11 protein-coding genes and 1 riboswitch are annotated in these 14,287 nt (G+C 36.5%); of the genes, 10 read left to right on the top strand and 1 reads right to left on the bottom strand.

Annotated elements, in window-relative coordinates:
* Positions 1-12: 12 nt before the first annotated feature.
* From E0I61_RS00215 to metF, 10 genes are all read left to right on the top strand, one after another.
* Positions 13-714, top strand: coding sequence for a phosphoadenylyl-sulfate reductase (locus E0I61_RS00215; protein ID WP_131991495.1), 702 nt, complete (start codon positions 13-15; stop codon positions 712-714).
* A gap of 81 nt (positions 715-795) precedes the next feature.
* The gene (gene cysD, locus E0I61_RS00210; RefSeq protein ID WP_131991497.1) at positions 796-1,695 is read left to right on the top strand and encodes a sulfate adenylyltransferase subunit CysD; all 900 of its coding nucleotides are present in this window, start codon (positions 796-798) and stop codon (positions 1,693-1,695) included.
* Positions 1,696-1,856: 161 nt separating this feature from the next.
* A complete protein-coding gene (locus tag E0I61_RS00205; RefSeq protein ID WP_132068655.1) occupies positions 1,857-3,101 on the top strand; it encodes a sulfate adenylyltransferase subunit 1 in 1,245 nt (414 codons plus the stop codon).
* A gap of 29 nt (positions 3,102-3,130) precedes the next feature.
* The gene (locus E0I61_RS00200; protein ID WP_132068653.1) at positions 3,131-5,224 is read left to right on the top strand and encodes a HEPN domain-containing protein; all 2,094 of its coding nucleotides are present in this window, start codon (positions 3,131-3,133) and stop codon (positions 5,222-5,224) included.
* On the top strand, positions 5,214-5,987 hold the full coding sequence (gene cobA / locus E0I61_RS00195; RefSeq protein WP_132068651.1) for a uroporphyrinogen-III C-methyltransferase: 774 nt from the start codon (positions 5,214-5,216) through the stop codon (positions 5,985-5,987). Before E0I61_RS00200 ends, cobA begins: the two co-directional genes overlap by 11 nt.
* A 51-nt stretch (positions 5,988-6,038) precedes the next feature.
* Entirely contained in the window at positions 6,039-6,620 is a 582-nt protein-coding gene (locus E0I61_RS00190; protein WP_132068649.1) for a precorrin-2 dehydrogenase/sirohydrochlorin ferrochelatase family protein, read from the top strand.
* Positions 6,621-6,727: 107 nt separating this feature from the next.
* Complete coding sequence (locus tag E0I61_RS00185) at positions 6,728-7,780, top strand: NAD(P)/FAD-dependent oxidoreductase (protein WP_131991507.1); 1,053 nt, start codon at positions 6,728-6,730, stop codon at positions 7,778-7,780.
* Positions 7,781-8,004: 224 nt separating this feature from the next.
* Positions 8,005-8,124, top strand: a riboswitch (SAM riboswitch).
* A gap of 283 nt (positions 8,125-8,407) precedes the next feature.
* Positions 8,408-9,409 (top strand): homocysteine S-methyltransferase family protein, encoded by a 1,002-nt coding sequence (locus tag E0I61_RS00180; RefSeq protein ID WP_131991509.1) that lies wholly within the window; start codon positions 8,408-8,410, stop codon positions 9,407-9,409.
* 103 nt (positions 9,410-9,512) lie between these two features.
* Complete coding sequence (gene metH / locus E0I61_RS00175) at positions 9,513-12,194, top strand: methionine synthase (RefSeq protein ID WP_132068647.1); 2,682 nt, start codon at positions 9,513-9,515, stop codon at positions 12,192-12,194.
* An 82-nt stretch (positions 12,195-12,276) separates the two neighbouring features.
* Positions 12,277-13,233 carry a methylenetetrahydrofolate reductase [NAD(P)H] gene (gene metF / locus E0I61_RS00170; RefSeq protein ID WP_132068645.1) on the top strand — a complete coding sequence of 319 codons (957 nt, stop codon included), beginning with the start codon at positions 12,277-12,279 and terminating at the stop codon, positions 13,231-13,233.
* Between the two features lie 68 nt (positions 13,234-13,301).
* On the opposite strand, the gene gldA is transcribed toward metF, so the two are convergent.
* Positions 13,302-14,198: a gliding motility-associated ABC transporter ATP-binding subunit GldA gene (gldA, locus tag E0I61_RS00165; RefSeq protein ID WP_131991515.1), complete on the bottom strand. Its 897-nt coding sequence runs from the start codon at positions 14,196-14,198 to the stop codon at positions 13,302-13,304.
* Positions 14,199-14,287 lie beyond the last annotated feature (89 nt).

Genomic DNA, 14,287 nt, shown 5'->3' with positions numbered 1-14,287 from the left:
AGAAACGAAATTATGAGTATAGCAATAACCAATACTTTATTAGAAAAAACAAGAAGCCTATCCATTGAGGAAACGCTTGCTTTTTTGGCTAATGAATACAAAGACAAAGTAGTTTTTTCGACTTCTTTTGGACAGGAAGATCAAGTGATTACGGCTTTAATTGGTCAAAATGATTTACCAATTACCATTTTTACTTTAGATACAGGAAGATTATTTCAAGAGACATATGATGTTTTTCATAAGACATTAAAGAAATATAAAAAACACATCGAAGTTTATTTCCCCGAAGCAGCTGCAGTAGAGGAATTATTAAACAAAAAAGGGCCAAACAGCTTTTACGAATCGGTGGAGAATAGAAAGGAATGTTGTTTCATTCGAAAAGTAGTGCCTTTGACTAAAGCTTTAAAAGGAAATGCGATCTGGATTACCGGTTTGAGAGCAGAGCAATCCGAAAACAGAAATGATTTAGAAGTTTTTGAATACGATGGGAAGTTCGATATTATAAAATTCAATCCATTGTTAAAATGGACTTTGAAAGAAGTAGAAGATTATTTAGAAAAAAATAATGTGCCACAAAATGCATTGCACAAACAAGGATTTGTAAGTATAGGATGTGCTCCATGTACTAGAGCAATTACTCCTGATGAAGATATACGAGCGGGCAGATGGTGGTGGGAATCCAGTCATAAAGAATGCGGTTTGCACCAGAAGTAATTTTAAATTATGAATTATAAATTATAAATGATTGTTGGAATTTTTAAATTTTTCAACCATTTAAATCTTTAAATTAAAAAAATGAGTACGATATTAAAAACAAACGCTTTAGAAAGCGAAGCGATATACATATTTAGAGAAGTTATTTCTCAATTTGACAAGCCAGTTTTGCTTTTCTCCGGTGGAAAAGATTCAATTACATTGGTGCGTTTAGCACAAAAAGCATTTTTCCCGGCTAAAATTCCTTTTCCATTGTTACACGTAGATACCGGACACAATTTTCCGGAAACAATTGAATTTAGAGATAGATTAGTTGCTGAATTAGGATTGGAATTAATCGTAAGAAATGTTCAGGATGCTATTGACGAAGGCAAAGTAGTAGAAGAGTCAGGAAAATACTCCAGCAGGAACAGTTTGCAAACAACTACACTTTTGGATGCAATTGAAGAATTCAAATTTGATGCTTGTATTGGAGGTGCGCGTCGTGATGAAGAAAAAGCAAGAGCGAAAGAACGTATTTTTTCTGTTCGTGATGATTTTGGTCAATGGGATGAGAAAAATCAACGCCCGGAATTGTTTGATATTTTGAATGGAAAAATTGAAAATGGCCAAAACGTTCGTGTTTTCCCAATTTCGAACTGGACAGAGCTTGATGTGTGGAGTTATATCGAACAAGAGCAAATCGAAATTCCATCTATTTACTTTTCACACAAACGTAAAGTATTCTTGAGAGATGGTATGATTTGGTCACATTCTCCATTTGTTTATCAAGAAGAAGATGAAGAAATCGAAGAAAGAATTGTTCGTTTTAGAACGGTTGGAGATATGAGTTGTACAGCAGCTGTTGATTCTTACGCAGCAACGATTCAAGAAGTAGTTGGCGAAATCAGATCTTCAACTATTTCAGAAAGAGGAGCCAGAATTGATGACAAACGTTCTGAGGCTGCGATGGAAAAAAGAAAACAACAAGGATACTTTTAGAAAATAATTATAAGTTATGAATTATAAGTTATGAATTGTTCTGAGACATTTAAAATTTAAAATTCAACATTTAAAATAAAAAAAAACAAATTTAGAAGTTTATATAGAGGTGTTTGGGAAAACTTGAAACCTTAAACTTTTAAACTTTAAACAAAAAAAGAATGGAAGTTTTAAAAATAGCAACAGCAGGAAGTGTAGATGACGGAAAAAGTACCTTAATCGGAAGATTATTATACGATACAAAATCGTTGACTACAGATAAGATTGAGGCAATAGAAAAAAGCAGCAAACAAAAAGGATACGATTACTTAGATTTTTCATTGGCTACCGATGGTTTAGTTGCCGAAAGAGAACAAGGAATCACAATCGATGTGGCTCATATTTATTTCTCGACAGCCAAGAAAAGTTACATCATTGCCGATACTCCAGGTCACGTAGAATATACAAGAAACATGGTTACCGGAGCTTCGACTTCACAAGTATCTATCATTTTGATCGATGCTCGAAAAGGGGTTATTGAGCAAACGTACAGACACTTTTTTATCAATAATTTATTGAGAGTAAAAGAAGTGATTGTTGCTGTGAATAAAATGGATTTAGTTGATTATTCGGAAGAAGTGTACAATAAAATCAAAGCTGATTTCCAAGCTTTAAATGCAAAAAGTACATTTAAAGAACAAGTTGTAAGTTACATTCCGTTAAGTGCTATCAATGGTGGAAATGTAGTTGATAAATCAGAAAACATGCCTTGGTATACCGGACAAACGGTATTGGAACATTTGGAAGCTTTAGAACCAAAAGATGTGTACGAAAAAGGACAAGCACGTTTCCCGGTTCAAACAGTTATCAGACCAAAAACGGAGGAATACCATGACTTTAGAGGATATGCCGGAAAGTTGTACGGAGACAATATAAAAGTAGGTGATGCGGTAACGGTGCTTCCTTCTTTGACAGAATCTAAAGTGACAAACATCCACTTTTTCGATCAGCAATTTGATGAAGCGACTGCGGGTTCTTCTATTACTTTGGAACTGGAAAATGAGATCAATGTGACCAGAGGTGATATGATTGTAAAATCGAATGAACTTCCAAGAATCGAAAAAGATATCAAAACAACTATCTGTTGGATGGACAGCAAAAAATTAGTTGCTGGCACTAAATATTTGGTACAACACAATACCAACAGAGTTTTAGCAAAAATTGAAAGTGTGAAAAACATAATCGCAACAGATTATTCAGGGGTAACACCAGCGACTCAATTGAGCATTAATGAGATAGGCGAAGTAAATATTAAATTGAGCAAAGCTTTGTATTTTGATGCCTATAACGACAACAAATCAAACGGCGCTTTTATTTTAATTGATGCTGCAACCAACACAACTGCTGGAGTTGGATTTATAAACTAAATCTAACTTTTGCCAAAAACAATATAATTATGCAAAGTTTTAGAACCGAAATAGAAGACCCGATTGTCCAAAAAGACATTATCGATTTAGAAAGAAAAATTGCTTTATTCCGTGACGGGAAAATTGATGATGAGCGTTTCCGCAGCCTTCGTTTGGCTAGAGGAGTTTACGGTCAGCGTCAGGAAGGCGTTCAAATGATTCGTATCAAATTGCCTTTTGGAAAAGTGACAAGCGAACAATTATTGCGTATTACCAAAGTTTCTGATGAATATTCAACAGGACGTTTACACATTACAACGCGTCAGGATATTCAGATTCACTATGTTAGTTTGGACAGAACGCCACAGCTTTGGGCTGAATTAGAGAAAGATGATGTTACACTTCGTGAAGCTTGTGGAAATACCGTGAGAAATATTACTGCTAGTGAAACTGCAGGAATCGATACGGAAGAACCTTTTGATGTTTCGCCGTATGCACACGCGTTGTTTCAGTTTTTCTTGAGAAACCCAGTTTGTCAGGAAATGGGACGTAAATTCAAAATGTCGTTTTCTTCTTCGGATAAAGATACAGGATTAAGTTATTTACACGATTTAGGTTTTATTCCAAAAATTGTAAATGGCGAAAAAGGATTTAAAGTAATGTTAGGTGGGGGATTAGGTTCTCAGCCCAGTCATGCGGAATTGTTATCGGAGTTTATTCCGGTAAACCAAATTATCCCAACAACTGAAGGTGTTTTGAGAATATTTGATCGTTTCGGTGAAAGAGCCAAACGTTTGAAAGCACGTATGAAATTCTTGATCAAAGATATTGGGAGAGACGAGTTTTTACGATTGGTGGAAGAAGAGAAAAAAGCTTTGTCTTACCAAACGGTTGAAATCGATACGGCTGCTTTTGAAGGAGAAATTCCTGCTCCTTTATTGGTAGCGCCAAAAGTAGTAATTGAAGACACTGCTGCTTTCGAAGCTTGGAAAAAATCAAATGTTTTTCCTCAGAAACAAGCCGGATATGTAGCGATTGGAATCAAAGTTTTATTAGGAGATTTTTATACTGATACAGCGAGAGCATTGGCAGAATTGATTAAAAATTATGCCGCTAATGAATTGCGTTTTACGTTGAGACAGGATATTCTGATACGTCATGTAAAAGAAGAAAATTTGGAATTTTTCTACCAAGAATTAGCTAGGCTTAATTTTGTTGATTTAGGATATAATTCCACAGCAGACATCACCGCTTGTCCGGGAACGGATACGTGTAATCTAGGGATTGCAAGTAGCACAGGAATTGCGGTAGAGTTGGAAAGAGTTTTGGAAACGGAATATCCACAATACAGCAACAATCAGGAGATCACGATTAAAATTAGTGGTTGTATGAATGCTTGTGGACAACACAATATGGCCGAAATTGGTTTCCAGGGAATGTCAATTAATTCTGGGAAATTGGTGGCGCCGGCACTTCAAGTATTATTAGGCGGAGGAAATTTAGGAAACGGATCAGGAAGGTTTTCAGATAAAGTAATCAAAATTCCAAGCAGAAGAGGACCTGATGCCTTGCGTTTCATCTTAAATGATTTTGAAGCGAATGCAAATGGACAATCATTCTTGAATTATTACGACGCTAAAGGTGAGAAATATTTTTACGAATTTTTGAAACCATTAGCAGATGTAACTAATTTGACCGAAGCTGATTTCGTAGATTGGGGAAATGCCGATAACTACGTAAAAGCAGTTGGAGTAGGAGAATGTGCCGGAGTTGTAATTGATTTGGTAGCGACTTTATTATTGGAAGCCAAAGATAAATTAACGTTTGCACAAGAAGCTTTTGATGATAAAAAATGGGCTGATGCTATTTATTTAGCATATGCCGGTTTTGTAAATGGTGCCAAAGCATTATTGCTTGCCGAAAATCAAAAGACCAATAATCACGCAGGAATTATCGATTTGTTTGATACTGTTTTTATTGAAACCAATAAAATTGTATTGGAGTCTTCGTTAAGAGATTTGGTATATCAAATCAACCAAAATGAACCTTCGGGGGAATTTGCACAAAAATACATTCAAGAAGCAGCAGCCTTTTTTGAAAGTATAGAATCGTATAGAGCAAAAGATTTAGCAGATGAGAAATAAAGTAGAACCATTCGTAACCTTAGTTGGAGCAGGTCCGGGAGATCCTGATTTGCTTACCATCAAAGGCGCAAAAGCACTTGCCGAAGCTCAAGTGGTTTTGTATGATGCTTTGGCCAATGAGGAAATATTGACTTATGCGCCAAAGAAATCCATTAAAATATTTGTTGGAAAAAGAAAAGGCTGTCATGAATATTCGCAAGATCAAATCAATCGGTTGATTGTGGATAATGCGCTTACGTATGGTAATGTGGTTCGATTAAAAGGCGGTGATCCATTTATATTTGGAAGAGGAAGCGAAGAAATAGAGTATGTAGAAAGCTTTGGAATTCCTACCTTTGTTATTCCTGGAATCTCATCATCGATTGCAGTTCCCGCTTATCAAGGGATTTCTTTGACCAAAAGAGGAGTGTCCGAAAGTTTTTGGGTAATTACCGGAACGACTTCCGCCAGAAAATTATCGAACGATGTTGCCTTGGCAGCACAGTCTTCGGCAACAGTGGTGATCTTGATGGGGATGAGTAAATTGGAACAAATTATAGCATTATTTCAAAAGGAATCCAAAGGGGAAATTCCCGTAGCGGTCATTCAAAACGGAACTATGCCAGATGAAAAAATAGGTGTTGGGACTATAGATACAATTCAACAAGTTGTTACTGAGAATAAATTAAGTTCGCCAGCGATAATTGTTATTGGGGAAGTAGTAAGAGAAAGTAATAAATTGAAAGGGTTTTACGAAGAATTTATTTCAAAAGAATTAATATAACAATTAACAAAACTCGGATTCCTTTCCTTTGGTGAGGCTGAGTAGAGGATTATGGAAAGAAATGAATTATATCCTATTTTTTTAAAACTGCACAACCTCAATGTACTTATTGTAGGAGGAGGAAATGTGGGTTTGGAAAAGCTATCATTTATGTTAAAATCCAGTCCAAATGCAAATGTTGAGGTGGTGGCGCCAAAGTTTTTGCCAGAACTGGAAGAGTTGGTCGAAAAACATCCTTCGGTGAAATTGACTAAAGCCAAGTTCAAGAAAAAAATGTTGAAGAAACGGCATATGGTTATTGCTTGTACCGATGATTTGAAAGTGAATAAACGAGTATTTGATTTGTCTCGAAAAAGACACTTGATTTGTAATATTGCCGATACACCAGATTTATGTGATTATTATTTGGGTGGAATTGTAACCAAAGGAAATGTGAAAATTGCGATTTCAACAAACGGAAAATCACCGACAACAGCCAAAAGATTGCGAGAATTTTTCGAAGAAATAATCCCGGATGATATTAATAAAATGGTCGAAAACCTAAACGAATATCGAAAAACGCTGAAAGGAAATTTCGAAGAAAAAGTACAGAAAATGAATGAAATTACCGAAGCATTAAAAAATAGAGAATAAAAGCATCGCAAAATAACGAATGATATTTATCATTTAAAGCAGTAAAAATCTATCGTTAATTTGCAGTAAAATAGTTTAGCATAATTACACATATAAAGAATAAAAAAATGGTTAAAACAGACATATTAATTATAGGAGCCGGACCAACAGGTTTATTTGCAGTTTTTGAAGCTGGATTATTAAAACTGAAATGTCATATTTTAGATGCCTTGCCTCAAGCTGGCGGGCAATTATCTGAATTATATCCAAAAAAACCAATCTATGATATTCCGGGATTTCCGGAAGTATTAGCCGGAGATTTGGTTGATAATTTAATGGAACAAATCAAGCAGTTTGAACCGGGATTCACGCTGGGAGAACGTGCCGAAACCATTGAAAAACAAGAAGACGGAAGTTTTATTGTAACCTCAAATAAAGGGAAAAGATTTCATGCTTCGGTTGTTGCGATTGCTGGTGGTTTGGGAAGTTTTGAACCAAGAAAACCATTGATCGAAGACATTGAATTTTACGAAGACAAAGGAATCAAATACTTTATCAAAAATCCGGAGAAATTCAGAGACAAAAGAGTGGTAATTGCCGGAGGTGGTGATTCTGCTTTAGACTGGAGTATTTTCTTGTCGAATATTGCTTCCGAAGTGACTTTGATTCACAGAAGAAATGAATTTAGAGGCGCTTTAGATTCTGTAGAAAAAGTACAGGAATTGAAAAATTCAGGAAAAATAAGAATGATCACACCGGCAGAAGTAGTTGGTCTGAATGGAGCGGAGCATTTAGAATCAATAGACATTGAGGAAAATGGAGCGCACAGAACCATCCCTACAGACTATTTTATACCGCTTTTTGGATTAACACCAAAATTAGGGCCTATCGGAGACTGGGGATTGGACATTGAAAAAAATGCCATCAAAGTAAATAATGCTTTGGATTATCAAACGAATATTCCGGGAATTTTCGCCATTGGTGATGTAAATACATATCCAGGAAAATTAAAATTGATTCTTTGTGGATTCCACGAAGCGACTTTAATGTGTCAAGCGGCGTACCAAATCATCAACCCGGGTAAGAAATATGTATTGAAATACACTACAGTTTCTGGTGTTGACGGATTTGACGGAACTCGTAAAGAAGCTCCTAAAGCCGTGGTCAAAGCCATAGTTTAATAATTTAGGATTGTAGATTAACGATTTTTGATTGCAGAATTTTAAAAAAAGACGAACTATTTTATTTGTCGATAAAATTGATTTTTAGAATTTAGGATGTCACATAAATCTGAAATCAAAAATCGTTAATCATCATTCGAAAATCCTTTTTCAAAAAAAATAGCGCTAATACTTGCAAGTATTAGCGCTATGTCTTTACTTTGCACTGTTCATATATTTATTGAAAGTTATCACGAAAGGCGGAGGGAAAGACCCAATGAAACCTTAGCAACCCTTTATCTTTAAAGAAGGTGCTACATTCTACTTTATACAGAACCAGTTTCAGTATCTAAGATAGATAACACACGAATACTCACTTAGTATTTCTCAAACCTTTTCTTGACAACATATCGATATTTTTTTTAGAGCGAACAATTGGCGCATTTTTGCCAATAGAGTTCCCGCTTTACGTTGCAATCTTTTTGTTTTTTAAAGAAAAAAAACAAAAAGGATTTCCACTTCAAACGTAGTTCACTGAACTCCTATGAAAAATGGAAGCAATGTGAAGTAATCGGGACTAAAGAGGAAAAATTTGTGATTTTTTGGTTTTATTTTAACCATTAGAACACAACAATTAAAAAAATAAAAATGTCAAGTATTCAAGAAGCCATCAAAAAAAACATACTCATTCTCGATGGAGCAATGGGAACCATGTTACAGCGTTACAATTTCTCCGAAGAAGATTTTCGAGGAGAGCGTTTCAAAGATTTTCCGCATTCCTTAAAAGGGAATAACGATTTATTGTCACTCACGCAACCGCAAGCCATCAAAGCGGTTCACGCCGCCTATTTTGAAGCGGGAGCAGATATCGTTGAAACCAATACTTTTTCTGGAACCACCATCGGTATGGCCGATTATTATCTGGAAGAATATGTTTACGAACTCAACTACGAATCGGCAAGAATTGCCCGTGAAGTAGCCGATGAATTTACAGCAAAAAATCCAGACAAGCCTCGTTTTGTGGCAGGTTCAATAGGCCCAACAAACAGAACGGCGAGCATGTCACCAGACGTAAACGATCCAGGTTACCGAGCCGTAACTTTCGATGATTTACGAATTGCTTACAAACAACAAGTGGAAGCTTTAATGGATGGTGGCTGTGATTTATTATTGGTCGAAACTATTTTCGACACTTTAAACGCCAAAGCTGCCCTTTTCGCGATAGAAGAAGTCAAAGACGAACGCAATATCGATATTCCAATCATGGTTTCTGGAACGATTACGGATGCGTCAGGGAGAACACTTTCGGGTCAAACTGTAGAAGCTTTTTTGGTTTCGGTTTCGCACATTCCGTTGTTGAGCGTAGGGTTTAATTGTGCTTTGGGAGCCGATTTGTTGAAACCGTACCTACAAACCTTGGCGCATAATACGTCATTCAATGTATCGGCACATCCTAATGCAGGATTGCCCAACGCATTTGGAGAGTATGATGAAACGCCGGAGCAAATGCAGGCCTTTATCAAAGAATATTTAGACGATAATTTAGTAAATATCATAGGCGGTTGTTGCGGAACAACACCAGAACATATCAAGTTGATTGCTGATATAGCAAAGGAGTATAAACCTAGAGTATCAACAGCAACAATGTAGTAAAGACGAGATGTATCGCGTCTAAATTATAACCAATAATTCACGAATGGAACGTTTGTTTTTGAAAAAAAATTAGTGAATTAGCGGTAAAAATAAAACAAAAATGGCACACGCAGAGAAAAGAAGAAACCTTGTATTATCGGGATTAGAACCTTTAATAATTACGCCTAACAGCGTTTTCGTTAACATTGGCGAACGAACGAATGTAACAGGTTCTAGAAAATTCCTTCGATTAATCAAGGAAGAAAAATACGAAGAAGCACTCAGCATAGCTAAAGAGCAAGTGGAAGGTGGCGCACAAATTATCGATATTAATATGGATGAAGGAATGCTGGATGGCGAATATGCCATGACAAAATTCCTAAATTTAATTGCCGCAGAACCAGATATTTCCAGAGTTCCCATCATGATTGATAGCTCGAAATGGGATATTATCGAAGCGGGTCTAAAAGTAGTGCAAGGAAAGAGTGTCGTAAACTCAATTTCTTTGAAGGAAGGCGAAGAACAATTTATTCATCACGCCAAATTGATTAAGCGCTATGGTGCTGCGGCAATTATTATGGCTTTTGATGAAACGGGACAAGCTGATAATTACGAACGCCGGGTAGAAATTTGCCAACGGTCGTATGATATTTTGGTGAATAAAGTTGGTTTTCCACCGCAGGATATTATTTTCGATTTGAATATATTTCCAGTTGCGACAGGAATGGAAGAACACCGCCTGAATGCATTAGATTTCTTTAGAGGGACTAAATGGGTTAGGGAAAATCTTCCGCATGCACATATTAGTGGAGGTGTAAGTAATGTTTCGTTTTCGTTTAGAGGAAATGACACGGTACGGGAAGCGATGCACTCGGTGTTTTTATATCATGCGATTCAACATGGTATGACTATGGGTATCGTGAATCCGGAAATGCTTTCTATTTATGACGAAATTCCAAAAGATCTATTAGAACATGTTGAAGATGTAATTCTAAACCGTCGTGATGATGCCACGGAAAGATTATTGGACTTTGCAGAAAATGTAAAAGGAGATGTAAAGAGCAATGAAAAAGCGGTTCAAGAATGGCGTTCGGGTACCGTTCAAGAACGAATTACGCATTCCCTTGTAAAAGGTGTTGATGCCTTTATAGAACTAGATGTTGAAGAAGCTCGATTGGCAGCCACAAAACCCATCGAAGTTATCGAAATCAACTTAATGACAGGAATGAATGTTGTGGGTGATTTATTTGGTTCCGGTAAAATGTTTTTGCCACAAGTAGTAAAATCAGCACGAGTTATGAAAAAAGCCGTAGCCTATTTGTTGCCTTACATAGAAGCTAGCAAACAAGCAGGTGACAAGCAAGGAAATGGAAAAATCCTGATGGCAACCGTAAAAGGCGATGTACACGATATTGGTAAAAATATTGTTTCGGTAGTATTGGCGTGTAATAATTATGAGATTGTAGATTTGGGCGTAATGGTGCCTCCCGAAAAAATTATTGCAGCGGCCATAGAACACAACGTAGATATTATTGGGTTGAGCGGATTGATCACGCCGTCACTAGACGAAATGGTTTATCTCGCCAAGGAATTGGATAAAAGAGGACTTAAAATCCCAATCATGATTGGAGGAGCAACGACTTCGCGTGCACATACAGCCGTTAAAATTGCGCCACAATATAGAGAAACGGTTATTCACGTTAATGATGCTTCGAGAGCCGTAACGGTTGCTGGAAGTTTATTGAACAAGGATAAAAAAATATACGCAAGCGACATTCGAGCAGAATACGATGCGTTTAGAGAGACGTTTTTGAACCGTTCGCGCGACAAAAATTTCTTGACCATTGAGCAAGCTCGTAAAAATAAATTGCAATTGGATTGGGAGAATTTTACTCCTGTAAAACCAAATATAATTGGAGAACAAACCATCGAAGTCGATTTGGATGTTTTGGTTCCGTATATTGACTGGACCCCATTTTTTAGAACATGGGAATTGTTCGGAAAATACCCGGCTATTTTAACGGATGAGGTAGTAGGAGAACAAGCAACGTCAGTTTTTGCAGATGCGCAAGAAATGTTAGAAGTGATTTTGAGAGAAAAGAAGTTAACTGCCAAAGGGATTTACGGGATTTTTCCAGCGAATCAAGTCAATGATGATGATATCGAATTAAGTGACGAAAGCGGAAAAGTATTAGAGAAATTCTTGACGTTGCGTCAGCAATCACAAAAAACGAAAGGAGCTCCAAATATTGCCTTGTCTGATTTTATTGCTCCGAAAGACAGCGGTAAAACCGATTATATGGGTGCGTTTTGTGTAACTACCGGTTTTGGTGTTGATGAATGGGCGGCTGAATTCGAAAGAGATTTAGACGATTACAATTCGATTATGGTCAAAGCATTGGCGGATCGTTTTGCAGAAGCTTTCGCCGAATATTTACACGAGAAAATCCGTAAAGAAATTTGGGGATATTCGTCAGATGAAAATATGAGTACCGAGGCAATGATTGCCGAAGAGTACAAAGGAATTCGTCCGGCACCGGGTTATCCAGCTTGTCCAGACCATTTAGAAAAACCTACCATTTGGAAATTACTGAATGTAGAACAAGAAATTGGAGTGACCTTAACGGAAAGTATGGCGATGTGGCCCGCTTCTTCGGTTTCGGGTTATTATTTTGGAAATCCAGAAAGTAAGTATTTTGGTCTTGGGAAAATAAAAGAAGACCAAGTCATCGATTACGCCAAACGAAGAAGTGTTTCGACAGAAGTAGCCATGAAATGGTTGAACCCAAATATAGCAGATTAATTGATTTATGATTGTTGATTAACGAATGTTGATTTCAGATTTCTCAACTCATGACTCATAATTTATAATTCATAATTTTACAATGAAGGTAACACAACATATAGAAGACGCAAAAGAGAAAACATTATTCTCATTTGAAATTATTCCACCACAAAAAGGAAAAAGTATTCAGGAATTATACGACAATATTGATCCGTTGATGGAGTTCAAACCTCCTTTTATAGATGTAACCACTTCTCGCGAAGAGTATATTTACGTAGATAAAGGCAATGGTTTATTGGATAAAAAACTAACCAGAATGCGTCCGGGAACACTTGGTATCTGTGCGTCCATAAAACACAAATACAATGTAGACACCATTCCGCACGTACTTTGCGGAGGGTTTACCAAAGAAGAAACCGAGTATCTATTAGTCGATTGTCATTATCTGGGAATTGATAATGTGATGGCCTTGCGTGGTGATGCCATGAAGGATGAACAATATTTTATTCCGAAACAAGGAGGGAACGATTTTGCAGTCGATTTGGTGAAACAAATCTATCAATTGAATAATGGAAAATACCTGCATGAAGTAATGGATGTAGATAACAAAGCCGATTTTTGTATTGGAGTTGCAGGTTATCCTGAGAAACATTTGGAATCTCCTTCATTGCAATCCGATTTAAAAAGATTGAAAGAAAAAGTAGATGCTGGTGCTGATTATGTGGTAACTCAAATGTTTTTTGACAATGCAAAATACTTTGAATTTGTTGCCAAAGCTAGAGAAATGGGAATCACGGTTCCTATTATTCCAGGGATTAAACCTATTGCCGTACAAAGGCATTTGCAAATATTACCACAAATTTTCCGTATCGATTTGCCAGAAGATTTGATTCACGCCGTAGATCAATGCAAAACCAATGCAGATATCAGACAAGTTGGAATTGAATGGGCAATTCAACAATCGCTGGAGCTTAAAGCTGCTGGTGTTCCCGTTTTGCATTATTATTCAATGGGAAAATCAGAGAATATTAGACAAATCGCAAGTAAGGTTTTTTAATTTCCAATCGTATTTCATAAAAAAAGCTCGTTTAAATTCATTTTAAACGAGCTTTTTTTAGTTGGAAACTACTTCGTAATCTCTCTAAAAACCGCTTCCAAATTTTTATTCTTCTGATTCAGTTGCAATGTTTTCAAACCATTTGCTGTTGCAAAATCAAAAACGGCTGGACGCATGTCTTTATCCGCTTTGAAAGTCAATTCCCAAATCATGTCGTGCGTATTTTTATAAGAAGTAAGATTTTCGATTTTAGCAATGGCTTGTTCTTCGATTTTATAATCAAATTCTACTTCGATAACTTGCTCCTTATTTTCAGAAATCAAATTGTCTAGTTTTTTGTCGGCCACAATTTTACCATTATTGATGATGATAACGCGGTCACAAATGGCTTCGACTTCCTGCATAATGTGCGTAGATAGAAAAACGGTTTTGTCTTTTCCTACGTTTTTAATAACATTGCGAATTTCCATTAATTGGTTTGGGTCTAAACCAGTTGTTGGTTCGTCAAGAATTAAAACGTCTGGGTTGTGTAATAAAGCATTGGCCAGACCTACGCGTTGACGGTATCCTTTGGATAATTGCCCAATTTTTTTATGACTTTCGGAACTTAAGCCGGTCAGTTGAATTACTTCTTCGATACGGGATTTGGATACTTTATAGACATCGGCATTAAAAGCCAAATATTCTCTCACATACAAATCCAAATACAACGGATTGTGTTCCGGCAAATAGCCAATGGAAAGTTGCACGGCTTTTTGTTGAGTGTTTACATCGTGTCCGTTTACCAATGCTGATCCTTCATCGGCATTGATATAAGTTGTCAATATTTTCATTAAAGTCGATTTCCCGGCTCCATTTGGACCTAAAAAGCCAACGATTTCTCCTTTATTAATGGAAAATGAAATGTTATCCAGTGCTTTTTGGGCACCGTAGCTTTTGGATATATTATTTACTTCTATTGACATGGAATATATTTTGTTGCAAAAGTAAACAGAATTGTTCTTGATTTATTGTTTTTTGTAGCCCAATAACTAAAAAGTCCTTTATCAAAGTT

This window comes from Flavobacterium ranwuense, from assembly GCF_004349315.1.
Lineage (GTDB): Bacteria > Bacteroidota > Bacteroidia > Flavobacteriales > Flavobacteriaceae > Flavobacterium > Flavobacterium ranwuense.
The sequence above is the reverse complement of the archived record's forward strand: the minus strand, read 5'-3'. Positions and strand labels throughout refer to the sequence as shown.

Excerpts from the sequence above, each read along its gene's own strand:
- cysD (WP_131991497.1), top strand. The coding sequence starts at position 796 with ATGAGTACGATATTAAAAACAAACGCTTTAGAAAGCGAAGCGATATAC.
- metF (WP_132068645.1), top strand. The coding sequence starts at position 12,277 with ATGAAGGTAACACAACATATAGAAGACGCAAAAGAGAAAACATTATTC.
- E0I61_RS00205 (WP_132068655.1), top strand. The coding sequence starts at position 1,857 with ATGGAAGTTTTAAAAATAGCAACAGCAGGAAGTGTAGATGACGGAAAA.
- gldA (WP_131991515.1), bottom strand. The coding sequence starts at position 14,198 with ATGTCAATAGAAGTAAATAATATATCCAAAAGCTACGGTGCCCAAAAA.
- E0I61_RS00215 (WP_131991495.1), top strand. The coding sequence starts at position 13 with ATGAGTATAGCAATAACCAATACTTTATTAGAAAAAACAAGAAGCCTA.
- metH (WP_132068647.1), top strand. The coding sequence starts at position 9,513 with ATGGCACACGCAGAGAAAAGAAGAAACCTTGTATTATCGGGATTAGAA.
- E0I61_RS00200 (WP_132068653.1), top strand. The coding sequence starts at position 3,131 with ATGCAAAGTTTTAGAACCGAAATAGAAGACCCGATTGTCCAAAAAGAC.
- E0I61_RS00180 (WP_131991509.1), top strand. The coding sequence starts at position 8,408 with ATGTCAAGTATTCAAGAAGCCATCAAAAAAAACATACTCATTCTCGAT.
- E0I61_RS00190 (WP_132068649.1), top strand. The coding sequence starts at position 6,039 with ATGGAAAGAAATGAATTATATCCTATTTTTTTAAAACTGCACAACCTC.
- cobA (WP_132068651.1), top strand. The coding sequence starts at position 5,214 with ATGAGAAATAAAGTAGAACCATTCGTAACCTTAGTTGGAGCAGGTCCG.
- E0I61_RS00185 (WP_131991507.1), top strand. The coding sequence starts at position 6,728 with ATGGTTAAAACAGACATATTAATTATAGGAGCCGGACCAACAGGTTTA.